27 protein-coding genes are annotated in these 25,070 nt (G+C 28.8%); 18 read left to right on the top strand and 9 right to left on the bottom strand.

What is annotated here, in order from left to right; genetic code table 11:
• Positions 1-162: 162 nt before the first annotated feature.
• The 5 genes from CPIN18021_RS04950 to CPIN18021_RS04930 all read left to right on the top strand — a co-directional run bounded on the left by CPIN18021_RS04950 (position 163) and on the right by CPIN18021_RS04930 (position 4,241).
• The gene (locus CPIN18021_RS04950) at positions 163-1,446 is read left to right on the top strand and encodes a DUF4910 domain-containing protein (RefSeq protein ID WP_078424554.1); all 1,284 of its coding nucleotides are present in this window, start codon (positions 163-165) and stop codon (positions 1,444-1,446) included.
• A complete protein-coding gene (locus CPIN18021_RS04945) occupies positions 1,443-2,957 on the top strand; it encodes an AMP-binding protein (protein WP_226995971.1) in 1,515 nt (504 codons plus the stop codon). Before CPIN18021_RS04950 ends, CPIN18021_RS04945 begins: the two co-directional genes overlap by 4 nt.
• Positions 2,932-3,162 (top strand): hypothetical protein, encoded by a 231-nt coding sequence (locus CPIN18021_RS04940; RefSeq protein ID WP_078423409.1) that lies wholly within the window; start codon positions 2,932-2,934, stop codon positions 3,160-3,162. Before CPIN18021_RS04945 ends, CPIN18021_RS04940 begins: the two co-directional genes overlap by 26 nt.
• 203 nt (positions 3,163-3,365) lie before the next feature.
• The gene (locus CPIN18021_RS09055; RefSeq protein ID WP_089503411.1) at positions 3,366-3,599 is read left to right on the top strand and encodes an AAC(3) family N-acetyltransferase; all 234 of its coding nucleotides are present in this window, start codon (positions 3,366-3,368) and stop codon (positions 3,597-3,599) included.
• A 126-nt stretch (positions 3,600-3,725) separates the two neighbouring features.
• Positions 3,726-4,241 carry an ATP/GTP-binding protein gene (locus CPIN18021_RS04930; RefSeq protein ID WP_069636762.1) on the top strand — a complete coding sequence of 172 codons (516 nt, stop codon included), beginning with the start codon at positions 3,726-3,728 and terminating at the stop codon, positions 4,239-4,241.
• A 7-nt stretch (positions 4,242-4,248) separates the two neighbouring features.
• On the opposite strand, the gene CPIN18021_RS04925 is transcribed toward CPIN18021_RS04930, so the two are convergent.
• Positions 4,249-4,437, bottom strand: coding sequence for a hypothetical protein (locus CPIN18021_RS04925; RefSeq protein ID WP_078423407.1), 189 nt, complete (start codon positions 4,435-4,437; stop codon positions 4,249-4,251).
• 121 nt (positions 4,438-4,558) lie between these two features.
• On the opposite strand from CPIN18021_RS04925, the gene dut reads away from it, so the two are divergent.
• The 5 genes from dut to CPIN18021_RS04900 are packed head-to-tail and all read left to right on the top strand — an operon-like array spanning position 4,559 to position 9,760.
• Positions 4,559-5,254, top strand: a complete 696-nt coding sequence (gene dut, locus CPIN18021_RS04920) for a dUTPase (protein WP_078424552.1) — start codon at positions 4,559-4,561, stop codon at positions 5,252-5,254.
• Positions 5,251-5,982, top strand: a complete 732-nt coding sequence (locus CPIN18021_RS04915) for an EI24 domain-containing protein (protein ID WP_078424551.1) — start codon at positions 5,251-5,253, stop codon at positions 5,980-5,982. Before dut ends, CPIN18021_RS04915 begins: the two co-directional genes overlap by 4 nt.
• A gap of 59 nt (positions 5,983-6,041) precedes the next feature.
• On the top strand, positions 6,042-6,734 hold the full coding sequence (locus tag CPIN18021_RS04910; RefSeq protein WP_078423404.1) for an MlaA family lipoprotein: 693 nt from the start codon (positions 6,042-6,044) through the stop codon (positions 6,732-6,734).
• A 1-nt stretch (position 6,735) separates the two neighbouring features.
• The gene (locus tag CPIN18021_RS04905) at positions 6,736-7,317 is read left to right on the top strand and encodes an MlaC/ttg2D family ABC transporter substrate-binding protein (protein WP_078423403.1); all 582 of its coding nucleotides are present in this window, start codon (positions 6,736-6,738) and stop codon (positions 7,315-7,317) included.
• 4 nt (positions 7,318-7,321) lie between these two features.
• Positions 7,322-9,760: an efflux RND transporter permease subunit gene (locus CPIN18021_RS04900; protein ID WP_078424550.1), complete on the top strand. Its 2,439-nt coding sequence runs from the start codon at positions 7,322-7,324 to the stop codon at positions 9,758-9,760.
• A gap of 34 nt (positions 9,761-9,794) precedes the next feature.
• Here the strand turns inward: CPIN18021_RS04900 and CPIN18021_RS04895 are convergent, their stop codons facing one another.
• Positions 9,795-10,895 (bottom strand): Mrp/NBP35 family ATP-binding protein, encoded by a 1,101-nt coding sequence (locus CPIN18021_RS04895; RefSeq protein WP_078423401.1) that lies wholly within the window; start codon positions 10,893-10,895, stop codon positions 9,795-9,797.
• Between the two features lie 106 nt (positions 10,896-11,001).
• On the bottom strand, positions 11,002-12,354 hold the full coding sequence (gene thiC, locus CPIN18021_RS04890; RefSeq protein WP_078424549.1) for a phosphomethylpyrimidine synthase ThiC: 1,353 nt from the start codon (positions 12,352-12,354) through the stop codon (positions 11,002-11,004).
• A 191-nt stretch (positions 12,355-12,545) separates the two neighbouring features.
• Here thiC and CPIN18021_RS04885 point away from each other — a divergent pair, with 191 nt between their 5' ends.
• From CPIN18021_RS04885 to CPIN18021_RS04875, 3 genes are read left to right on the top strand one after another with little or no spacing between them, the layout of a single operon-like run.
• Entirely contained in the window at positions 12,546-13,661 is a 1,116-nt protein-coding gene (locus tag CPIN18021_RS04885) for a bifunctional 2-C-methyl-D-erythritol 4-phosphate cytidylyltransferase/2-C-methyl-D-erythritol 2,4-cyclodiphosphate synthase (protein WP_078423399.1), read from the top strand.
• Positions 13,658-14,548, top strand: a complete 891-nt coding sequence (locus CPIN18021_RS04880) for a response regulator (RefSeq protein ID WP_078423398.1) — start codon at positions 13,658-13,660, stop codon at positions 14,546-14,548. Before CPIN18021_RS04885 ends, CPIN18021_RS04880 begins: the two co-directional genes overlap by 4 nt.
• The gene (locus CPIN18021_RS04875) at positions 14,526-15,677 is read left to right on the top strand and encodes a sulfate adenylyltransferase (protein WP_078423397.1); all 1,152 of its coding nucleotides are present in this window, start codon (positions 14,526-14,528) and stop codon (positions 15,675-15,677) included. Before CPIN18021_RS04880 ends, CPIN18021_RS04875 begins: the two co-directional genes overlap by 23 nt.
• Position 15,678: 1 nt before the next feature.
• Here CPIN18021_RS04875 and CPIN18021_RS04870 read toward each other — a convergent pair whose 3' ends face one another.
• Together CPIN18021_RS04870 and rsmH are read right to left on the bottom strand one after the other, a co-directional pair.
• Positions 15,679-15,963, bottom strand: coding sequence for a hypothetical protein (locus tag CPIN18021_RS04870; protein ID WP_226995901.1), 285 nt, complete (start codon positions 15,961-15,963; stop codon positions 15,679-15,681).
• A gap of 4 nt (positions 15,964-15,967) precedes the next feature.
• Positions 15,968-16,888 (bottom strand): 16S rRNA (cytosine(1402)-N(4))-methyltransferase RsmH, encoded by a 921-nt coding sequence (gene rsmH, locus CPIN18021_RS04865; protein WP_078424548.1) that lies wholly within the window; start codon positions 16,886-16,888, stop codon positions 15,968-15,970.
• A 113-nt stretch (positions 16,889-17,001) separates the two neighbouring features.
• Between rsmH and CPIN18021_RS04860 the strand changes: the two genes are divergently transcribed.
• The 4 genes from CPIN18021_RS04860 (at position 17,002) to ftsZ (ending at position 21,730) form a co-directional block, all read left to right on the top strand.
• Positions 17,002-17,580, top strand: a complete 579-nt coding sequence (locus CPIN18021_RS04860; RefSeq protein ID WP_078387746.1) for a class II aldolase and adducin N-terminal domain-containing protein — start codon at positions 17,002-17,004, stop codon at positions 17,578-17,580.
• Between the two features lie 88 nt (positions 17,581-17,668).
• Positions 17,669-19,129, top strand: coding sequence for a peptidylprolyl isomerase (locus CPIN18021_RS04855; RefSeq protein ID WP_078423395.1), 1,461 nt, complete (start codon positions 17,669-17,671; stop codon positions 19,127-19,129).
• 11 nt (positions 19,130-19,140) lie between these two features.
• On the top strand, positions 19,141-20,565 hold the full coding sequence (gene ftsA / locus CPIN18021_RS04850; RefSeq protein WP_226996004.1) for a cell division protein FtsA: 1,425 nt from the start codon (positions 19,141-19,143) through the stop codon (positions 20,563-20,565).
• 46 nt (positions 20,566-20,611) lie between these two features.
• Positions 20,612-21,730 carry a cell division protein FtsZ gene (ftsZ, locus tag CPIN18021_RS04845; RefSeq protein ID WP_069632045.1) on the top strand — a complete coding sequence of 373 codons (1,119 nt, stop codon included), beginning with the start codon at positions 20,612-20,614 and terminating at the stop codon, positions 21,728-21,730.
• A 38-nt stretch (positions 21,731-21,768) separates the two neighbouring features.
• On the opposite strand, the gene CPIN18021_RS04840 is transcribed toward ftsZ, so the two are convergent.
• From CPIN18021_RS04840 to CPIN18021_RS04825, 4 genes are all read right to left on the bottom strand, one after another.
• Positions 21,769-22,602, bottom strand: a complete 834-nt coding sequence (locus CPIN18021_RS04840; protein ID WP_078424546.1) for a cysteine ABC transporter substrate-binding protein — start codon at positions 22,600-22,602, stop codon at positions 21,769-21,771.
• A gap of 61 nt (positions 22,603-22,663) precedes the next feature.
• Positions 22,664-23,401: an amino acid ABC transporter ATP-binding protein gene (locus CPIN18021_RS04835; RefSeq protein WP_069637433.1), complete on the bottom strand. Its 738-nt coding sequence runs from the start codon at positions 23,399-23,401 to the stop codon at positions 22,664-22,666.
• An 8-nt stretch (positions 23,402-23,409) separates the two neighbouring features.
• Entirely contained in the window at positions 23,410-24,075 is a 666-nt protein-coding gene (locus CPIN18021_RS04830; protein ID WP_069637432.1) for an ABC transporter permease subunit, read from the bottom strand.
• Positions 24,065-24,712: an amino acid ABC transporter permease gene (locus tag CPIN18021_RS04825; protein WP_078424545.1), complete on the bottom strand. Its 648-nt coding sequence runs from the start codon at positions 24,710-24,712 to the stop codon at positions 24,065-24,067. Before CPIN18021_RS04825 ends, CPIN18021_RS04830 begins: the two co-directional genes overlap by 11 nt.
• A 109-nt stretch (positions 24,713-24,821) precedes the next feature.
• Between CPIN18021_RS04825 and CPIN18021_RS04820 the strand changes: the two genes are divergently transcribed.
• Positions 24,822-25,070 (top strand): CBU_0592 family membrane protein, encoded by a 249-nt coding sequence (locus CPIN18021_RS04820; protein WP_069636748.1) that lies wholly within the window; start codon positions 24,822-24,824, stop codon positions 25,068-25,070.

Genomic DNA, 25,070 nt, shown 5'->3' with positions numbered 1-25,070 from the left:
CCCTAACACCAAAACAACACATTTTTATCCTTTTTGTAATTTTAACTTTTGAATCCTTAAAAATATAAAGTAATTTTATAAAAAATTGCAAAATTTCAAAAAAAAAAAACGTTTTTAATGTATAATCACGCATTTAATAAATCCAAATAAAAGCAAAGATATATGTATGAATTAATCAAAAAATTATTTCCAATATCACGTTCAATTACAGGTAAGGGTGTAGTTGAAAGCTTGGAAATAATAAACAAAGAACTCGATAATGAATTAAAACTGTATAAAATTAAAAGTGGAACCAAAGTTTTTGACTGGGTTGTGCCAGATGAATGGAATATAAACGAAGCATATATAATAACTCCAGATGGAAAAAAAATATGTGATTTTAAGGAGAATAATTTACATGTTTTAAATTATTCTCAGCCTATAAATAAATATATTTCTTTAAATGAACTACAACAAAATCTATACTCCTTACCAGAAATAGAAGAAGCTATACCTTACGTAACAAGTTATTATAAAAAAAGATGGGGTTTTTGTATATCTCAAAAAGAAAGAAATCAATTAAAGCAAGGTATTTATAAAGTTTTTGTGGATTCTAAACACAATAAAAATGGTTCTTTGGTATACGCAGAATACGTTTTAAATAGCAAAAATAAATCAATAAAAGATGAAATATTGATTTCTGCATATATTTGTCATCCATCATTGGCTAATGATTCTATAAGTGGTGTTGTAGTTGCTGTTGAGTTGTTAAAGTGGATAAAAAAACTAAATAATATTAAAGGATTATCTTATAATTATAGATTTGTCTTTGTTCCAGAAACTATAGGCTCTATAGTATATATAAATCAAAATTTATCTAATTTAAAAAATAATACAAAGGCTGGTTTTGTTTTAACTTGTATGGGGGATAATATGAATTATTCATTAATACACTCTCCAGATAAAGACACTATGGCTGATAAGGTAGCTTTTCATGTATTAAAAGACAAAAATAATTTTAAAGAATTTGATTTCAATGAAGCTGGAAGCGATGAAAGACAATATTGCAGTCCTCTTGTTGATTTACCGGTTTGCGGGATATGCAGAACAAAATACGGAAATTTTAAACAATATCATACTTCACTTGATAATTTGGATTTTGTAAGCGAAAATGCTTTAAAAAATAGCCTAGAAGCTATGAAAGAAATTGTTGAAACCATTGAAATAAATAAAAAATATATAACCACTACTTTTTGTGAACCACATCTTGGCAAATATGGGTTATACCCTACCTTAAATTCTAATACAGAAAATAAGAATGAATACATATATAAAAAATTTTTATCATTTTGTAATGGCAAAAATGATTGCATTGATATTGCTGATAGGATAGGAGTTAAAGCATATAAAATAAGGGAAATTATAGAACAACTAAAACAAAATAATCTTATAAGGGAAGTATGTTGAAAGAAGTTAATATATATAATTTCTTAGAAAATTCATTACCGAATTTCAAAGATAAAATACTTTTTTTTGACAAAGATAAGTATATAACTTATGCTGAATTTGATCTATTAACCTCAAAAATAGCAAGCAAAATTTTAAGTTTTAGCCTTAAAAAGATGCCTATATTGATCTTATTGCCAAAAGGAATAGATTGTATAGGAAGTATGTTTGCAACAGCAAGAAGTGGCAATTTTTATTGTGTATTAGATATTAAAAATCCAGAAGATCGTATAAAAAAAATAGTTAAAACATTAAAACCAAAACTATTAATAACAAGTAAAAAGTTTGATTTTAATTTTTTGGATATAGAAACAATTTATTGTGAAGATTTTGATAGTTTTTTAATAAATGACAAAATGCTTAAAATTGCAGAAAATGAAGTTATAGATACGGATTTATTATATGTTTTATTTACATCGGGTACGACAGGGGAGCCAAAAGGAGTCTGTATACCTCACAAAAATGCAATAGAGTATATAGACTGGGTGTGTAGCACTTTTGAGTTTAATGAAAAAGATGTTATTTCTAATAGTGCTAACTTATATGCAGACAAATCTATATTTGATATATTTTCAGGTATTAAGGTCGGAGCTACTATACATTTATTGGATTCTTTTATGTCTATTTTTCCAGATACGTTGTTATCATATTGGAAACAGCATGGTATCACAACAATAAACCTAGTTCCTTCGGTATTTTCTATAATATCTAATTCAGGAGCATTGTATAAATATGATTTGCCAGATCTAAAGAAGATATTTTCTGGAGGTGAGATAATTCAAACAAAACAATTTAATGCATGGATCAACAAATTTCCAAATGCTAAGTTTGTAAATTTGTATGGACCAACAGAAATCACAAGTAATTGTGCCTACTTTGTAATAAATAGGAAATTTAACGATGATGATATTATTCCTATAGGTAAAGCAAGAAGAAATTTTGATATTTTATTGCTAAATGCTGATGGTAAAATAATAAACAATCGAGATATTGGCAAAAAAGGAGAAATATGTGTTAGAGGAAGCTCGATTTCATATGGATACTATGCCAATCAATGCGAAACAAATAAGCGTTTTATACAAAATCCATATAATAAATTATATGAAGAAAAAATTTATAAAACAGGAGATATTGGATTTTATAATAAAAATATGGAGCTTGTATGCATTGGAAGACTTGACAATCAGATTAAAATCGCAGGTCATAGAGTAGAATTAGAAGAAATAGAAAATACATGTTTATCTATAGAAGGTGTTGATTTTGCTGCTTGTATTTTTAAAGAAAAGCTAATTTGTTTTTATATATCAAGTATAAATGAGATGAAAATCAAACAATTACTATCAAATAAGCTTATAAATTATATGATGCCTGATAAATTTATAAAATTAAAAACAATGCCATTAAATGCCAATGGTAAGATAGACAGAAAAGGATTGGTGAAAATATATGAATCATTTAAAAAGGATTTTTGAAAAAATAGGAAAACCAAACATAGATGTAACGGCTAAAAATATGATTACATCTGGTATTTTAGACTCTATAGATATTATGAAGATAATAGTAGAGATAGATACAATTATAGGAAAACCTCTTGACTCAAAATTTATTAAAATAGAAAATTTTGAAAGTTTTGATAAGATAGAAAATATGATCAAAGAAGCAATGAACGAACAATGAACGAACTTTTTATACATAATGGTAAAAAATTCTCCGATAAAGATTTATTAGAATGTTTGTATAATCTAGGGATAAAAAGAGGGGATTATATTTGTATTCACAGTAGTATTTTTGAGTTTGGAAGAGCATTAATAGATTACGATAAATTATTGTCAAATATATGTAAAGTTTTTTTTTGATATTGTTGAAAAGAAGGAATTGTTATGATGCCCACTTTTACATATAGCTTTTGTGATAGAGATATTTATGATAAAGAAAAATCAAAAAGTAAAGTTGGTATTTTAGGCGAATTCTTTAGAAAATTAAAAGGGGTATATAGGACAGATGATCCTATATTTTCTTTTGCTGTTTCTGCTATAAGTGTTGTAGATGCTAGAAAAAATTTAAATCTTTTTGTTGATATTTTAAAAAAAGATGAAAACTATTTTAATCTATAAATTAATATTTAATGTTTGACTTTATATTGTTTACTAAAACAATACATTTTTATAATTTTAATTTTTGAAGCCTTAAAAATATAAATTTTTTGCCGATATGTATATAAAATATTTTCAAGGAATAATATGCAAACTAAATTATATTCACAATCAAATTTTAACTCTTTTGACTTTTCTTTCAAAACAAGCTCTGGAGATAAAATAAATCTTGCAATGTATGATAATAAAAATGTAGAGTATAAAAATGCAACAGACGGAAATACTAGTTTTACATCTCTTAGTTTAAAGCACGAATATGGATATGAGTTTTCTTATGTAGGCGATGGATTGGATGCAAATGATATGGCTGAGATAAAAAAGGCATTGGAAGAAATTTCGCCAAAAATAGATGAATTTATGAAAAATGTAAACGAGGGTATGAATTTTTCAAATCAAGAAATAGCAAATCTAGCAAATTCAATGAAACAAAAACTCCCGGAAGCTAGAGATTTAAATCATTCAAATCTTATCGCAGATAGCACCCTTAAAGCTTTTGATGATTTATTGGCAAAAAATAAAGCTAGTAGAGATTTGCTTATAAAAACACAAAAATTATTTGAGAATTTACTTGATAAGACAAATAAATTCTCGTTTTATGTCTAGCCTTATCTTATAAATCAGCTTTTGTTTGTTCGTTTGACCTAACTACATTCCCAGAACCATGAATAACACTAGGAATGCAGTTAGTGCATATATCAACCTCTTCTTTGTTTTTATGCGCTCTTACAAATACAGCGTTTTCATCTTCTGTACTTTTGATTCCACAAACATTACACACTACTAAATCATTTTCTCTCATTTTTTCTCCTTGAATAAAATTTGCCTTATTATACTTATATGCTTTAAAAAATAAATGATTTATATCAATTTTTTACTTTATTTTGATAAAATTGGGCTTAAAATTGAAAGGATAGATAAATATGCAAACAAAAGAATTGATTTTTAATATGATAAAAATGCAACAAAAGCTAAATGATGATACCAATGGTCTTGGATGGGAAAATGGCTATACAAATAAAAATAAGATTATAAGTTGGCGAAGATGTATATATATGGAGTGTGCTGAGCTTATAGATAGCTTTGCTTGGAAACATTGGAAAGATATATCATCTCAAACAGATGAAGAAAATTTAAGAGTAGAAGTTGTTGATATTTGGCATTTTATAATGAGTTTAATGCTTGAACAATACCATATAAAAGGCTTGGGTGATATAGAAAAACTTTGCAATGATATAGTTTTTTCTAGTGGTTTTGATGATTTTTGTAAAGAGGCTTATAATGTAAAAAATGAAAGCATATATGAGATAATAAACGATATAGAAAGACTTATAAATGAATGTAGTAGTTTTGAGTATGATATGTTTGATATTTTAAAGAAGTATTTTGTAGTCGCCTTAAAATGCGGAGTAAATTTAGAATCTTTATATGAATGTTATGTTGCAAAAAATGTCTTAAATAAATTTAGACAAGATAATGGATATAAAGAGGGAACTTATAAAAAAATATGGGATAACCGTGAAGATAATGTTGTAATGAGTGAAATTATAAAGCTTGGTGTAATAAACACTGATGAGATTTATGATGCATTGCAAAAAGAATATGCAAAAATAAAATGATAGATATTTTTAGACTTAGCTTTGCTGATTTTTGGAGTAAGAAGATAATGCTCCTTTCTGTTTTGCCATTTTTGCTTAGTGTCCTTGTTTTTGGCTTTTCTGCTTATTTTGCCAGTGTGAATTTAACCGAGTTTATTATAGACACATTGTCAGGATGGGGATATGAATATTTTGATTTAAATAAGTATAGTTTTTTTCAAGCCATAACAGAAGGTGTTTTATTTAAGTGGACCTTTTATTCAATCATATATGTTTTGGTTGCTTATTTTGTGTTGGTGGCTAGTGTGTTTTCATCTTTAATAATTGTTGGTTTTTTAACACCTATGGTTGTTAAAGAGATAAATTTAAGGCATTATAATATAGATATAGAAAATCCTGTAAATTTCATATTTGTAACAAAAAGTATGTGTGCTATTTTGATTAAATTTATTTTTATTTTTATTGTTTGTTTGCCATTTTTGTTTTTGCCATTTGTAAATTTTATTATTATAAGTGTGCCGTTTTTTTATCTTTATTATAAATTTTTACTTATTGATGTTGGTTCAAACATACTAAATGAGATTAAATTTAAAATAGCTTATTTGGAAAATGGTGGATTTTTATTTATGCTATCTTGTCTTGCGTTTTACGCTGTCTGTTTAATCCCTATTTTAGGATTATTTTTTCAATTATTCTTTGTAATATTTTTAACACATTTACTTGTCAGAAGATATGTTTTAAAGATTTAAAAGAATTAAAAAATATAAAATAAGCTATAATAATAGATTATAATTTTTTTGGAGATTTTATGAAAATATTTTTTGCCATTCTTATTACATTTAGCTTGTCGTTTTCTGATGATTTTGATGATTTTGATAACGAATTTTCTGATGATAAGCAAGTAGTATTTGATCCACTAAGTGGTTATAATAGGGTTATGACAAATGTAAATGATTTTATTTACCTAAATATTTTTGATCCTGTGGTTTATGGATATAAGGTTGTCGTTCCAGAACAAGGAAGAACTGCTATAGGCAATTTTTTTGATAATTTACTTTTTCCAATCCGTTTTGTAAATAATATCTTACAATTTAAATTTGGTAATGCTAGGGACGAAACACTTAGATTTGTAGCAAATACAATTATGGGATTTGGTGGCATTAGCGATATAGCTACAACTTATTATAAAATACCTAGACATGATGAAGATTTTGGTCAAACTCTTGGATATTGGGGAATAGGAAAAGGATTTCATGTGGTATTGCCTATACTAGGACCTTCAAATTTAAGAGATATGTTTGGTATAGCTGGAGATTATTTTTCAGATCCTACTACATATTTTGGAGAAGATGATGTAGCCAGTGGTGTAAAAGTATTTGGAAAACTAAACTCAAATTCTTTACAGATACCGTATAAAGAAATTAGAAAAGATGCGATAGAGTTATATCCATTTTTACGTGATGCCTATGAGCAAAGGCGAGATTTTTTGATAAAGGAATAATATGAAAATTTTAAAATTTATACTGGTTTTAATGTTTACAATAACTTTTGGTTTTTGCATTGAAAAAAACGAGATAAGAGATATTGTATCTAAAAAAATGGATAATGCTTTAGCTGTTTTAAGCAATAAAAGCTTAGATGAAGATGAAAAATTGAAGTTGGTTTTTGCTGAATTTGATCCTATATTTGATTATGAACAAATGGCAAAAATAAGTTTGGGTAGAAACTATAAAGCTTTAAGTAAAGAACAACAAAAAGAATTTGCAAAAGCTTTTGAGATAAATTTGAAAGATAATTATATTGATAAAATTAAAAATTATGCAGGTCAAGATATTGTCTTAAAAGATGCCATAGAGCCTCAACAAAATAGATACTTTCTTAAAGGTGAGGTTGTTGATAACGGAAATGTGTATAATTTTACATATAAATTTTATAATGCAAAAGAGCGTGGCTGGCTTGTTTATGATATAGACATTGTTGGTATAAGTATAATTCAAACATATAGAAGTCAATTTGGAGATTTACTTGAAAATACAGATTTTTCTGTTTTAATGAAAAAGCTAAATAAATCAAACGAGAATTAATTAGTTGAAAAAAGTATTAAAATACACAATAGTATATTCAAAAATCATATTAGCTTTTGTTTTTTTTGCTACTATTTTTTTTGGATATTATTCTACAAAGCTACAAATAGATGCATCTTCGGAAACACTTTTACTAGAGAATGATAAAGATTTGTCTATATGGCGTGATATATCAAAAAGATATGTATCTCCAAATTTTTTAGTTGTTACATATACACCTAAAGATAGTATCTTATCAGAAAAAAGCATAAATCTAATATCTAGCCTAAGTAGTGAACTTGAAAAAAATGAGCTTGTGACAAGTGTAGTCTCTATAATAAATGTCCCACTGTTAAAGAGTGTAAAAGGTGGAATAGGTGGTATTTTAGATCATACTCCAACGCTTATAGACAAAGATATTGATAAGAAGTTGGTTGAAGATGAGTTTAAAAATAGCCCTATTTATAGTCAAAATTTAATTAGTAAAGATCTTAAAACAACAGCAATAGTATTAAATCTAAAATCAGATGTTAAGTTTAATAAATTGCTTAGTGAAAGAAATTTATTATTAGCATTTGAATCAAACTCAACTATAACAAACGAGCAAAAGCAAAAACTTCTAAAAATCAAGAATGAATTTAAAGAGTATAGAGATGAACTACGCATAAAAGAACATCAAAACTTAGAACAAATCAAAAGCACTATATCTAAGTTTAATAACCAGGATAATGTTTTATTTTTGGGTGGTGCAAATATGATAGCTGATGATATGGTAAGCTTTGTAAAAGATGATATTTTTATCTACGGTATTAGTGTTACTATTTTATTATGCATTAGTTTATGGTTATTTTTTAGGCAGATTATTTGGGTGGTTTTGCCTATTTCTATATGTATTTTAAGTGTTCTTTTTTCTATGGGCGTGTTTGGTTTTTTTGGCTGGGAGATCACAGTTGTTTCATCAAATTTTGTCTCTTTGGTTTTGATAATAAGCATATCAATTATAATACATTTGATAGTTAGCTATAGGGAATTTTATATCAAACATCCAAAATTTACACAAAAACAATTAGTCTATATCACCATGAGAGATAAGGCTAGTCCATCTTTTTGGGCGATCTTAACAACTATCATAGGTTTTACATCTCTTATGAGTGCCGATATAAAACCAGTTGTTATGCTTGGGCTTATGATGAGTGCTGGTATTAGTATATCGTTGTTATTAGCTTTCTTGGTTTTTAGTAGTATTATTTCAAATATAAATAAAATACCTCCAAAAGAGACATTTGAAAACAAATTTCATATAACAGAGTATTGTGCTAATTTTGCTATAAAAGATAAAAAAATAATATATATAGTTTGCTCTATCTTACTTTGCTTTGGTGTTTTTGGAATAAGTAAAGTAAAAGTTGAAAATAGTTTTATTGGTTATTTTAAAGAAAATACTGAGATTAGACAAAGCATGCAAGTTATTGATGAAAATCTTGGTGGAACTATACCTCTTGATATTATTGTTAAATTTAAAGAAGAAAAAAAAGATACACAAGATGAATTTGATGAGTTTGAGAGCGAGTTTAATAAAGATGCAAATGATGCAAAGTATTGGTTTAATAGTTATCATACTCGTATAGCAGAAAAGATACACGATCATCTAACAAAACAAAGATTTGTTGGTTCTGTTAGTTCTTTGGGGACTTTAATAAAAGTCATTAAAGAATTAAATAATGGTGAAGTTGATGATTTTTTACTTGCAGCAATGTATGAAAAACTTCCTTTAGAATATAAAAACATACTCTTAACCCCTTATGTTAATGTTAAAGATAATGAGCTTCGTTTTTCTTTAAGAATTATTGATAGCGATAAAGATTTAAGAAGAGATGAGTTTTTAAAAAATCTCAAATCATCGCTGGATGAGCTAACAAAAGATGATAATGTTGAAGTTAGTATTGCAGGACTTATGGTTCTTTATAATAATGTGTTGCTTAACTTAGTAACATCACAGATAGATACTTTAAGTATAAGTTTATTTGTCCTTTTTGTTCTGTTTTGTTTTATTTTTAGAAATTTAAAGATAGCTTCACTTGCTATAATCGCAAATGTCTTGCCACTTTGTGTTTTGTTTGGAATAATTGGAGTATTTGGTATACCATTGGATGTAATGAGTATAACAATAGCAGCTATAAGTATAGGGATAGGTGTTGATGATATTATTCACTATACTCATAGATTTTTGCATGAAAAAAAGACAAAAAACACAGTAGATAGTATCAAACAAGCGCATTCTAGTATAGGTTATGCTATGTATTATACATCTTTTACTATCATTTTGGGTTTTAGTGTTATGATAACTAGTAACTTTATACCTACTATTTATTTTGGATTATTGACAGTTTTAGTTATGGGGCTTATGCTTATATCTGCCCTTGTTTTGTATCCTAAGATGATTATGAGTTTTTATAAAAGATAATATTAAAGCCCATATAAATAGGGCTTTAATTGTTTTATTGACTACAAGCTGATTTGCCGTTCATCACTGGTTGTATTTCTGAGTTATCTGCTCCACCATCTTGGTTTATTTTTTCTATTTTTTCCCAAATTTTGATAGCTGCTTCTTGATATCTTTTTGCAGTTACTGAGTCAGGATTGTAAAAACTTATCGGTTTTCCACTATCTCCACCGAGTCTTACTGCTGGTTCTATTGGTATTTGAGCTAGTATATCTGTTTTGTAAATTTTAGCCAACTCATCGGTTGTGCCTTTTCCAAATATATCATACTCTTTACCATTATCAGGGCATATAAAACCACTCATATTTTCAACTATACCAGCGATTGGAATATGGAGTTTTTCAAACATGTCAAGCCCACGTTTACTATCATCAAGGGCTACTACTTGAGGTGTTGTTACGCAAACCCCAGCTGTTACAGGAACACTTTGAGCTAGTGTAAGTTGTGCATCACCAGTTCCTGGAGGCATATCTAAAAATAATACATCTAACTCACTCCATAAAACATCTCTTAAAAGTTGCTCTATAGCTTTCATTATCATAGAACCGCGCCAAATAAGGCTCATTCCTTCTTCCATAAGAACGCCCATACTCATCATTTCAATACCGTGGCTTTGTATAGGTTTTAATTTTTGTCCAACAACAGATGGTTGGGTATTTACCTCTCCAAGCATTCTAGGTATATTTGGACCATATATATCGGCATCAAGTAAGCCTACTTTTTTTCCAAGTTTTGCCATTGATATGGCTAGGTTTAGTGTTGTTGTACTTTTTCCAACACCACCCTTTCCAGAGCTTATCATTATTACATTTTTTACTTGTGGTATTAAATTTTTACCACTTTGAGAGTTACTTTTTTCTTCTGGTATTTTTGGTTGAATTATATTTAGCTCATATTCGTTACCAACTAAAACTCTATCAACATCAGCTTTTAAAGTATTTGCAACCTCAGGATTTGAGCTTACTATTTCTATGTCTATTTTTATTTTATCTGCTATTTCTATATTTTTTACAAATCCAAAATCAACTATGCTTTTATCAAAACCTGGGTATGATACAGCTTTTAGACGATTTAAAATTTCATCTTTATTTAGCATTTTTTCTCCTTATATAATTTGAAGTTTAAATTATATCAAAAGTTTAAAAATATATTAAAAACAAAAAATAATAATTATTTAAAAATAAAATTTTGTTTTTTATATTTTATTTATTTTCTTCCGGATAGCTTTCACATTCAAGCTTGGCTATATCTTTTGATATTCTGTAAGCACAAAATTTTGGACCACACATAGAACAAAACTCAGCTTCTTTAAATACCTCTTCAGGTAAGCTCTCGTCGTGAAGTTCTCTTGCTTTGTCTGGATCAAGCGCTAATTCAAACTGTTTGTTCCAATCAAATGCATATCTAGCATCACTCATAGCATGATCGCGTTCTATTGCACCTTTTCTACCTCTGGCAACATCTGCTGCGTGTGCTGCTATCTTGTGAGATATGATTCCATCTCTTACATCGGATGCATTTGGGAGTCCTAAATGCTCTTTTGGAGTAACATAACAAAGCATAGCGACACCGTGACTAGCTGCTAATGCACCACCTATCGCGCTTGTTATATGATCATATCCTGCACCTATGTCTGTTACAAGTGGCCCAAGAACATAAAATGGAGCATTATGACACCACTCTTGTTGAATTTTTACATTGTATTCTATTTGATTTAAAGGCACATGTCCTGGTCCTTCTATCATAACTTGGACATTTTTCTCCCAAGCTTTTAATGTTAGTTCACCAAGAACTTTTAACTCACTTAGTTGAGCTTCATCGGTAGCATCGTATAAACAGCCAGGACGTAAACTGTCTCCTAGCGATAATGATACATCATATCTTGCGCAAATATCTAAAATTTCATCAAAGATTTCATAAAATGGATTTTCTTTGTGGTGTTTCATCATGTAAGTAGCCATTAAGCTACCGCCACGACTAACTATACCCATCTTTCTTTTTGCAACAAATGGCATAAATTTTAATAAAAATCCAGCATGTATAGTAAAGTAACTAACACCTTGTTTTGCTTGTTTTTCTAATACCTCAAGCATAGCTTTTGGATTTAGGTTATCAAGGTCTGTTATATCATGGATTATCTGATACATAGGAACAGTGCCTATAGGTATGGTTGAGTGTTGAATTATATTTTCTCTTATAAGATCAAGATCGCCACCAGTTGATAGATCCATAACCGTATCAGCGCCGTATTTTAGACATAGCTCAAGCTTTTCAAGCTCTTCGTTATATCCACTCGCTAGACTAGAATTTCCTATATTTGCATTTACCTTTGTTTTTGTGTCTATTCCTATTGCCATAGGTATTAGGTTTTTATGGTTAATGTTTGCTGGTATTATCATTCTACCTTTTGCTACACAATCTCTTGCAAACTCAGGTTCTAACTGTTCAATCTCAGCTACATATTTCATCTCTTCTGTTATAATGCCATTTTTTGCGTAATACATTTGAGTAGGCGTCTTGTCGTTTTGTCGTTTTTTTACCCATTGTTCTCTCATCATCTGTCCTTACTTTATTGGTTATAACTAATTATTGCTCATACAATTTTACCTTTTTGAAACTTAATAATTTTATAGCTTGGTTTGATGTTTCAAATTTTAGCTACAATTTTATTATTTAAAAATAATATATAAAGTTTTAACAAGCTAAAATATGTATAATTTTGTAACACTTTCTAAAAGGATTTAATTTGTTTGATATGACGTTGATTATGCTTGGAGCAGGTGACTCTACACGCTTTCAGATGCCAGTTAAAAAGCAATGGCTAAGAGTTGGTGATGATCCATTATGGCTTTTTGCTACAAAAAATTTAAGCTCTTTTTACACATTTAAAGAAATTATAGTAGTTTCAAAAGAGTGTGATTATATGCAAAGATTTGCACCTGAATATAAATTTGTTTTAGGCGGTCAAACTAGGCAAGAGAGTCTTAAAAATGCATTAAGGCATGTAAAAACAGAATTTGTTTTAGTTAGTGATATAGCAAGACCTTGTGTAACAAAAGATATGCTTACAAAAATTATAGAATCATCTAATTTGGCTGATTGTGTTGTTCCAGTTTTAAACGTTGTTGATACAGCTTATTATGATAATGAAAGCATACAAAGAGAAAAGATAAAACTTATTCAAACGCCACAACTTTCTAGAGCTAGTATTTTATTAAAAGCACTTAATACTGATAAAGTTTATACTGATGATAGCTCTGCTATAAAATCAAATGGGGGGAGTGTTTGGCAAATTTTAGGTGATGAAAGAGCTAGAAAGATAACCACAAAAGATGATTTATTTAAGTTAGAACTTGATTCTCCATCGAAAGATTATTTTGTTGGCAATGGTTTTGATGTTCATGAGCTTTGTGAGGGATATGAACTTTGGCTTTGTGGAGAAAAGATAGAGTATGAGCTTGGATTAAAAGGTCATAGCGATGCCGATGTGGCTACACATGCTTTGATAGATGCTATGCTAGGAGCAAGCAGTCTTGGTGATATAGGAGAACTTTTTCCAGATAGTAATGAAATATACAAAGGTATCAGCTCTATGAAATTACTCAAAGAGGTATATACAAAGATACAAAGTGTTGGATTTGAGCTTGTTAATGCTGATGTAACCATATTGGCAGAAAAACCAAAAATATCTAAGTTTAAAAGAAAAATGGAATTTAACTTATCTAATGTTTTGGGTATCAAGCCAAATAAGATAAATGTAAAAGCTACAACTACAGAAAAACTAGGTTTTATAGGAAGAGGTGAGGGCATAGCTTGTATGTCTAGCGTGAGTTTAAAATATTATGATTGGACCAAAAAATGAAGGTTTTGATAGTAGAAAATGAAATTTACTTGGCTGGTTCTATAGCTACAAAATTAGCAGATATAGGGTATGAATGTGAAATAGCAAGAAGTGTAAACGATGCTTTAAAAAATGAAAATTTTGATGTTGTGTTGCTTTCTACTACGCTTACAGGAGAAGATTTTTACCCTGTGATAAAAAAATTTAAAAATTCCATTATAATACTTTTAATTGCTTATATTAGCAATGACACTGTGTCTAAGCCAATTTCTGCTGGAGCTAGTGATTATATTCAAAAACCGTTTATGATAGAAGAGTTGGTAAGAAAGATAAACCATTTTGTTGAATATAAAAAAATGAGAAGCAATTTTGATTCTTATCAAAATTACATAACTAATATCTTAAAAGAGTATCATATCCCAAATATTGACATAAGAAAGATAAAACTTCCACTGCTTTTAAAAACTCCAAAGATAAGCTATGCTGATAATTTTGTTTTTAGTTACATAAGACTTATAGATAAACCTTTGAAAGTTATTTTTGCTACTGATTATAATCAAGTGCAAAAAGAGATAATTTCCTTAGAAAATGAATATATGTATATATCTGGCATTCAAGTTCTTAATGATATTGAATGTGAAAAATTATTTTTGATATGCCAGAAAAAAAAAGCTATATTTTCTACTACAAATTTAAATACTAAGTCTTATTTTGATGTTTGTGAGTTAGGTGTAGACAGCAAGAGTTTTAAAATAGATGAGATAATAACGATAGATGAATATATAAAATATATTATAAATACATATCAAAGTCAATTTCCAGATACAGAATTATCAAAAAAATTAGGCATATCAAGAAAATCACTTTGGGAAAAGAGAAAGAAGTATGAAATCACAAAGAAAAAGTAAAAGTATAAATATTGATTTAGATATATTTTATACACTTGAGCTTATACAAAATAAAATTTTTTCTAAATTCAATAAATTAATGAACGAGGAAGAAATAGAGTCTGTAAGTTTAGATGGCTATTTTATGCAAGAACCTATGCCATATCCTTTTATTTTTTCTGTTGATATGGATGATAGTGATTTGAAAAACATTGATAAATTAGAATTAATCTGTGAAAATAAAAATGTTGGCTATATAAATATAGAAACATTTTTTAAAAATAAAAAAGAGTATGAATTAAATATTTTTAACACAAGATTAAATAAAAATAAAGATACAGATAAATGGTGTGTGTCTGGTAGTTTTGAAATTTATAGCAATGAAGTGAAGAATGCAAAAAAACATATAGAAAACATTAAGCATGAGTTAAATACACAAAAAATAACTGCTGTAATGTTAACAGCTGACCCAATAAACAGAGCCCACGAAAGACTTATAAGAATGGCTATAGACAAGGCTGATTTGGTTATAATTTTTTTACTCCAATCGCATGGCAAAAATAGCATTAATTTTGAACTAAGACAAGAAACTATTGAGTATTTTATACAAAATTATCTTCCTAAAAATCGTGTTGTTATTATGCCTTTTAAAACAAGTATTTTTGCCCTTCATCAAAATCCAGTTTTGGAGTGTATATCAGCTTGTAATTTAGGTGTTAATAAGCTTGTTATAGGACAAAATCATCACGGAATAGGTATGTTTTATGATCAAAATCAACCAAAAACAGTTTTGGATAAATACATAAAAGATCTAAATATGGATGTTATAGTTTTACCGGAGTTGGTTTATTGTGATAAATGCAAGACTATAGTTAGTACAAAGACTTGTCCTCATGGGCAACATCACCATATAAAATACCATCCTGACACAATAAAATCGCTTTTATTTAATGGAATAATGCCACCAGCCATACTTATACGTTCTGATATATCGGCTATAATTTTAAGCAATATTTTTAAGAACAGATTTAAAGATATTCAAACTCTTTGCGATGAGCTGTTTCCAAACTCAGGATTGCTTGAAAAAAGAACAGAATGCGACTTTTATAAGGAGCTTATGCGTTTATATCAGACATCATCTTTGACTTGATTTAAAGAGGGTCTATTACTTGATTTTTATACTTCATGTTTTCAAGTTTGATTTTTAAGGCTCTGTTTTCTTCAAGCAAAACATCTCTTTTATTGTTTATGTCAGATATCTCTCTGCTTGTATAATATATTTCATTTGCAATGTATATTTTTGGAATAAGGATGCAAAGACAAACTAATAGTAGTAAATATGCCACCCAAAGCGTTTTTAAACTTAAATTTTCCTCTTGCGATGTTGATTTTTTATAAAGTTCTAATAACTCATCTCTGTCTTCTTGTATGTTCACTTTTTTACCTTATCATAAAAGCACGCATTTTAGCACAACTACTTCTTGAATTTTCAAAAATCTCTTCTTTTGTTGGTTGAATTGCCTTTTTTGTTAGTATTTTTCCTATGCTATTATTGTTTCCGCACTCACATCTTAATGAATTTGGTGGGCAAATGCAGTTTGTTTGCCAGTCTTTAAATGTAGATTTTACTATCCTATCTTCTAGTGAATGAAAGCTTATTATGCAAACTAAGCAATTTTTTATACCACTTTTTTTAATTAGATTTAATAAATTTTTTAGTTCATCTAACTCTTTATTTACCTCTATCCTTATTGCTTGAAATGCAAGTATGGCTTGCGAAACGTTTCTTCCTCTTATGCTATTTGTTCCTATTATTTTTACTAGTTGTTTTGCTGATTTTATAGGAGTTTCATTTCTTGCTGTTATTATTTTTTGTGCTATATTTCTTGCATTTTTTAATTCTCCATACTCAAAAAATATCCTTGATAGCTCATCGTAAGAATAATTATTTACAATTTCAAAAGCACTTATTGGATTGTTTTGATCCATTCTCATATCAAGTGTATCTGAATTTATAGAAAAACCCCTGTTATCTTTATCTATCTGAAGCGAACTAACACCTATATCAGCAAGTATCGCTCTTATGTTTTTTTTATCATCATCGCTTATTTTGTTTAAAAGCTCAGAAAAATTACTTTTATAAATTTTTACTCTATCCTTAAACTCTTCTAATTTTTTTTTGCTAAATTCGATAGCTTCATTATCTCTATCACAAGCTATTAAGTTTAAATTAGGATTATTTTTTAGTATCGCATAAGAGTGTCCAGCATAACCCAATGTGCAATCTATAAAAGTTCCATCTAGGTTTGAAAATATATCTTTAACTTCATTTAATAATACACTTTTATGAGGACTTTGCAAAATATAAAACCTTTATTTTTTATATAAATGTATCAAAATTTTACTTAAAAAAATAAATTGTGTATAATTTTATGTATTTTATTGTTTTATATAAATTTTCTGGAGATATTATTATGGATTTACAGTATTCTAAGGATAAGTTAAAAAAAGTTTCGCTTTCTATGTTTAGAAAGAATTTTTTTGGTGTTTTTCATGGTTCTATATCGACAAGAATAGAAGGAAGCCAGTTTTTGATTAATAGGCAAAATGCTATTTTTGATGATTTGGGGGATGATGATTTGATTTTATTGTCATCTAAGCAAGATTATAGATGGAATGAAGCAAGTATAGATGCGTATATACATTCAAATATTTATAAAAATATAAATGAAGCCAAATATATATGCTATGCTATGCCTCATTATGCTACTGCTTATAGCCTTAAATATAGTAGCCTTCACCCAAAAGACTACTTTGGATATATGAAATTTAATGAAATTTTAGTTTATGATCCTAAGCAATTTGAAGATTGGTATGAAAGGGCGCAAACTGAAATTTATAGATATATGATTGAAAAGCAGACAAATTTAGTACTTATAAAAGGATATGGGGTTTATGCTTTTGGTAGAACAGCAGAGCAACTCGCAAAAGATGTTGCTATTTTGGAAAATAGTTGTAAACTTATTGAACTTTACTCAAAAGCTAAGTACTAACAAGCTGTTAGTTAGTATAATTTAACGTTATTTAAAGCCTAAAAAAGGTAAAATCGCATAATTTTATAACAGTAATTAAGGAATAAAAATGATAACATGGATGCAAAAGCATAAAAAATATCTTGTAGTTACAATTTGGATAAGCACTATAGCTTTTGTTGGAGCTGGTTTTGTGGGTTGGGGAGCTTATGATTTTAACTCAAATAGATCAACATCTGTTGCAAAAGTAGGTCATAGAAATATAAGTGTTCAAGAGTTAAACGAAAAATACTCTCAACTTTTTAGTTATTATAATAATATTTTTAATGGTCAGCTAAGTGAAGAAAAAGCAAGTGATATGGGGCTTCAAAATTTAGCTCTTGATGCAAGCATAAGAGACTCTTTGCTTTTAAATTTTGCTGATGATATAGGTTTGAGTGTTAATGATGATGATATTATAAAATATATAGTATCAGATAGTAATTTTCAAAAAGATGGTGTTTTTGATGAAAAAATATACAAAGATGTATTAAGGCGCTCAAGAATAAACCCACAAGATTTTGAGAAAAATCTAAAACGTTCTATTTTAATAGAAAAATTATCACAAGCTATAAGGGTGTCAGCTAATGATGATGATATTTCTATGATGTCTGCTATATTTAATATGAAAGATGAAGTTGCTTTTAAAATAGTAACTATAAATGATAATGAGATTGTTATAACTAAAGATGAAATGAAGAAATTTTGGGAAAAAAATCAGAATAACTATATGACAGAAGATAAATATAAATTTGGCAGCATTTTTATACCAAATAGTGATCTAAAAGCGAGCGATGATGTTTTAAAGAGCTACTATGAAGATAACAAAGATAGCTATAGAAATTCAGAAGATAAAATTAAATCTTTTGAAGAAGCTAAGGATCTTGTAAAAAGAGATTATGCTTTACAGGAGAATAAAACTGCTGCTTTAAAGAGATACACAGAACTTAAAAAAGGTGAAGTTCAAACAATAGAAGATATTAGCTTTTTTGCAAGCAAAGCACCTTTTGATATAGAGAATTTAAATAAATTAAGTGTTGGAGATGTTGTTAAGCCTATAATTTACAATAATGGATATATAATACTGAAATTGAACGAGATAGAAAAATCCAAAACAAAAACATACGATGAAGCAAAAGATGAAGTTTTGGAGGCTTTTAAGCTTGAAAAGGAAAAAGAAATTTTAGATGCTAAGGTAAAAAAAGAAGTTGCTAATTTTGATGTGAAAAATGCTAGCGTAGCAAGCATTAGTAGAACAGATCGAAAAGACATAGATGGGCTAGATATGTTAGAGAGTGGAAACTTTATAGATCATGTGTTTTCTTCTACTAACAAAAAAGGTTATGTTATTTTAGATAACAAGGCTGTTATATATGAAATTTTGGAACAAAAATTGCTTCCTGATAGTTTAGTTAGTGATAAAAAGTTAGTTAGTGAAAATATTGCTACATTGAAAAACAATGAGCTTATAAAAGATTTAACCAATGCGTTGCAAAAACGCTATAAAGTAGAAGAATATATCAAAAGGTAATTGTTTTGAGTATTAAAATTTTAGGTATAGACATAGGTTCTTTCCAAGTTAGAGCTGTTATGGCTGAATACAGCGATGATGGAATGAAAATAATAGGTATAGGAACAGAAAAAGCAAACGGTGTAAAAAAAGGAGCTATTACAAATATAGAATTAGCTTCTAAATCTGTAAAGAATGCATTAACAAATGCACAAAGAGTTGCTGGAACCAGATATGATAAGGTTATTGTGTCGATATCTGGTGCTAACACAAAAAGTTTAGACAGTAATGGCGTTGTAAATATACCAAATCACGAGATAGGCATAAGTGAGATAGAAAGAGCTATGCAAATAGCAAATCATTATGCAAGTGTTTCTACTGACTATGAAAAGCTTCATGTTTTACCTTATAACTTTAAAGTTGATGAGCAAGAACATATTGAAGATCCTTTGGGTATGAACGGCACTAGGCTTGAGGTTCATGCTCATATTATAATCGTTCAAAAGTCTATTTTAAACAACCTAAAAAAAGCAATAAATTTAGCCGGTATAGAGATAGATAATATAGTTTTATCAGGCTATGCTTCTTCTATAGCTACTTTAAATGATGATGAAAAAGAATTAGGTGCTGCTTTGATAGATATAGGTGGCTCTGTTTCTGATGTTGTTGTCCATTCTGGAAATTCTATTATATTTAATGACTTTTTGCCTGTTGGTTCTTCTCATATAACAAACGATCTATCTATAGCACTTCATACTCCTTTGCCAAAAGCAGAAGAGATAAAGATAGGCTATGGTTCTTTGATTGCTAAATCCACAGATTTGATAGAACTTCCTGAACTTGGTGATGAGAATAAAAGTAATGAGGTTTCTTTGGATATTATCTCTAAGGTTATATATGCAAGAGCTGAGGAAACATTAGTATTTTTGTCAAATATTATTCAAAATAGCAAAAACGAATTAAAACATAAGGATATCCTAGGCGCTGGTGTTGTGTTTACTGGCGGAATGACAAAATTAGATGGATTTAAAGAATTGGCTAGTATGGTATTTGATAAATATCAAATAAGAATAGCAAAACCTAAAAATATGGAAGGGTTGTATGAGGTTATAAGAGATCCATCAAATTCTTGTGTTATAGGGCTTTGTATGTATGGAGCCGGTCACTTTACTCCATACGAGATTGATTCTGAGAAAAAGATGAGATATAAAAATGAATCAATAGTATCTTCAAAAGCTCGTTTGAAAAATCTTTTTGAAGAAGATAACTTGTTAAATAATGAAGAAAATAAAGAACAAGAGGAATTTGGATTTAAATATACAAAAGGCACAGAACAATTTCAAGATAATGGCAAAAAAGATATAAAAGATGAGTTGTTGGATATATCAGATATAAAACACGAAAAAAATCCAAGTGTATTTAGTAAAATATGGCACTGGATGACTCAATGGTTTTGAGCCGTTTGAGATATAATTTTATTGTATGAATTTTAAGGAGATAAATATGAGTGGTGGTTTTAGAGTGGAAGAAAATGATAATTTGTATGGAACAAAGATAAAAGCTATTGGAGTAGGTGGCGGCGGTAGTAATATGATCAATAGAATCATAAGAGAGTATTCTAGTCTTGATATTGATCTGATTGTTGCAAACACCGATGCTCAGGCTCTTAAGAATTCAAACGCACACAATAAAATTCAGCTTGGCGAAAAAAAGACAAGAGGTCTTGGTGCCGGCATGAAACCAGATGTCGGTAGAGAAGCAGCTTTAGAAAGCTACGATGAGATAAAAAGTGTATTAGAAGGCACAGATATAGTGTTTATAGCTGCTGGTCTTGGTGGTGGAACCGGAACAGGCGCTGCCCCTATAATAGCACAGGCTACAAAAGAAAGTGGAGCTTTGGCTGTTTCTGTTGTTACCTTGCCTTTTGAGTTTGAGGGAAGAAAAAGACTAAAATTAGCAAATCTTGGACTTGAAGAGCTAAGAAAAGAGTGTGATTCTATAATTGTTATATCTAATGAAAAATTAAGAAATGTTATGGATAAAAAAGCAAGTATAGATGAGAGCTTTAGAGTTGTTGATAATGTTCTTGCTCGTGCTGTTGGCGGTATGAGTACAGTTATACTTGGAAATGGTTATGTAAATATTGACTTTGCTGATGTTAGAACTATAATGAGCCATAGAGGTATGGCTATAATGGGTGTAGGTGAAGCAACTGGCGAAAATGCAGCTCAAGAAGCTATCAAAGAGGCTATACAATCGCCTTTATTAGGAGATATAGATATAAATGGGGCTATGGGTGTTTTAATACATTTTAGACACCATCCAAGCACACCACTTTCTGATATAACAGATGCTATGCATATAGTAGAAAGCGCTGCTGATGAAGATGCTGATATTATTTTTGGTACAACTGAAGATGATACTTTTGAAAATAATAAAATAGAGGTAACTATAGTTGCAACTGGATTTGAAATAGAGCAAGATAAAAAAGTTGAAGAGAGTGTAAATACTAACATAAATAATAAAAGAGATAGAATTTTAATGCTTCAAAAAGTAAGTGGCGATGATATGTATTCAGAACAGATAGATGTTCCATCTTATATGCGCCATAAATTAGACTAAATAGTATAAGTATAGGAGTTTAAACCCCCTATACTTCTTTATATCTTACTGCCCTCTACAACAACTGCCTCAGGTTTTATATCATCGCTATATATATTTTTTAATGTTTCATCATAAGCTTTGTGGAAGAAATTTTCTTCTTCAAGTTTAATTATTTCATTATTTATCCAATCAAGCAATACTTTGTTTCCTTTATTTACAGCCGGTGCTATGTAGTCTTGATCTCCTAATGTTTGTATTCCTATGTTAAAACCTTGATTTTCTTTAACCCAAGCGAATAATAACGTATTGTCATGTGCTAAAGCTGCACCACGACCATCAAGCAAAGCAGCAAATGTTTCTGTGTTTTGATCAAATTTTATTAGTTTTATTTCGGGATGGTTTTTTGTAAAATACGCATCAGCTGTAGTTCCTTTATTTACTATAAGTTTTTTATCTTTTAGTTGAGATATGTCACTTACAACATCTCCTGATGGACTTACAACGCCTAGTGCAACTTTCATGTAAGGTAATGCAAAATCAACAATTTCTTTGCGTTCAGGAGTAACTGTAAAGTTTGCTAGTATTACATCTACTTTATCAGCCACTAAAAACTCTACTCTGCTAGCAGCTTCAACTAATTCAAATTTAATCTTATTTTCATCACCTAATAAATCTTTAGCTATACGTTTTGCAAGATATATATCATATCCTTGATTTTTACCATTTGAATCAACAAATCCAAACGGTGGCTTGTCGCTAAAAACCCCTATGCGAATAAATCCTCTCTCTTTTATCTTAGTAATGCTGTCTTTTTGTGTTGTTGTACTATCTCCACAACCTGCTAAAAATATAGCAACAGCTAATGCTAAAAATGAAATTATTTTTTTCATCTGTATCTCCTGTGTTTAAAATTAGTAAGAAATTCTAACCAAACAAAGTAAATAATTGAGATTACTTATTAAAAGTGAATAAATTTAAAAATTTTTTTGCTCTTTGTGTTTTTGGATTTGTAAAAAAATCATTAGGAGTAGTTTCTTCTACTATTTTTCCATCATCCATAAAGACTATTTTATCAGCAACAGATTTTGCAAAACCCATCTCATGAGTTACTATAAGCATACTCATTCCGTCTTTTGCTAAATTTATTATCACATCTAAAACTTCTCTTGTAATTTCTGGATCAAGAGCAGCTGTTACTTCATCAAATAGCATAACTTCTGGATTCATACATAAACTTCTTACTATAGCTATTCTTTGCTTTTGTCCCCCACTTAGCTCTTTTGGTTTTGCATATTTTTTGTCTATAAGACCAACTTTTTCTAGCCATTTATCAGCTTCAACTTCTACTTCTTTTTTATCTCGTTTTTGTGCTTTTATAGGTGCAAGGAGTATATTTTCTATGACGTTTAAGTGATCAAAAAGTTCATAGTGTTGAAACACCATTCCAACTCTTTGTCTCATTTTAGTCCAATTTTTATAGTCTTTTGTAACAATATCACCGTTTAGTATTATTTCACCACTTTGAATATTTTCAAGCCCATTTATGCATCTGAGAGTGGTTGATTTTCCACACCCAGAAGGACCAAGTAAAACTATAACTTCCCCTTTTTTTAAACTTAAGTTTATATCCTTTAACGCTTGAGTTTGTCCATAAAATTTATTAACATTTTTAAGCTCTAGTATATTCATTTTCTTCCTCACATCCAGCGTTTTTCAAGTTTTTGAGATAATTTTGATATTGGGTAGCATATTAAAAAATATAATATAAAAATTACACCATATATTAAAAACGGTGCCATATTATTATTAAAAACATTTCTTTCTACTATTTGTTGTCCTACTTTTACAACTTCAACAACACCTATTAATACAACTATAGAAGTTGTTTTTATCATACGACTTAGTAAATTTACAGCGCTAGGAGCTAATCTCCTCATGGCTAGAGGTATTATAATATATATATAAATTTGTATTTTATTAAGCCCTAGTGCGGTTGAGCTTTCAAATTGATGTTTTGGGATTGATACAATAGCTCCTCTTACTATATCCATCATTTCAAACACACCCCAAACGCTAAATACTATCAAACTTGCACTAAATGCACTTAGGTGTAAATTCATAGCTCTTGCTAGCCCAAAATAAAATATAAAAAGCCACACTATGGTTGGCATTATTCTTATTGCCTCTAAACAAATTTTTAAAAAAATATAGATAAATTTATTTTTTAAACTCATAATAATGCCAAAAAATACTCCACCAATTATTGAAATAATTATTGATATTATAGAAATTTCTATACTAACCAATAATCCTTCAGCAAGTCGTATTATGTTTTGTGTGCTAAATAATAAACTATCTTGCACGAGCAATCCTCTCTATAAATCCTAAAAATAAGGATATCGGTAAAATAATTATTAGGTAACTAATTACTAACATAAATAAAGCTTCATCTGTTTTATAATAAAGTCCTATAAGATCTTTTGCTACATACACAAGATCCCCAAGTGCTATTATGCTAACTATTGATGTTTCTTTAAGCAAGAATATAATATTTGCACTTATGCTAGGAAGTGAAATTGTAAATGCTTGTGGTGTTATTATGTGATATAAAATTTGTATATTGTTTAAACCAAGACTAAGACCAGCTTCTATTTGTGATTTTCTAACTGCTTCATATCCAAGTCTAAAACTTTCTGCCATGTAGCTGCCACCTAAAAAAGTAAGCCCTATAACAGCACAAGTAAAGTTATCTATATTTATGCCAAGCTTTGGTAAGCCATAATAAAGAAAAAATAGCTGTATTAAAAGTGGCGTATTTCTTGAAATTTCTACATATGAGGTTATTATTGGTAGTGCAAATTTGATATTATAAAATCTTATAGCAACACAAAATATTCCTATAATTATAGAAAAAAATATACCTAAAAATGCAAGCTTAATGGTGAGTATTCCAGCCTCAATATACATAGGGTAAAATTTTAAAATAAACTCAATATCCATTTAGCAATCCAAAAAATAAAAATCAAATTTTGCATTGTATCTAAAAATAGTAAATTTAGCTTTTATAATCTTTGTGATAAAATAATGTCTTTAAAATTTAAGGTGTATAATGGATATATTTCAAATTATAGGTTTTTTGGGTATGTTGTGTGTGGTTGGTGCATATTTTCTTTTACAAATTGAAAAGATAAATCAAAAGAGTTTGGCTTATCAGCTTATAAATTTAGTTGGTGCAATATTGCTTATAATTTCACTTTTAGTGCATTTTAATTTGGGTTCTTTTTTGATAGAAGTTTTTTGGATTTTTATCACATTATATGGTATTTATAAAATTTATAAAGAGAGTAAAACAAAATGA

It is taken from the genome of Campylobacter pinnipediorum subsp. caledonicus (genome assembly GCF_002022005.1).
GTDB lineage: Bacteria > Campylobacterota > Campylobacteria > Campylobacterales > Campylobacteraceae > Campylobacter_A > Campylobacter_A caledonicus.
This window is presented reverse-complemented; position numbering and strand designations above follow the sequence as displayed.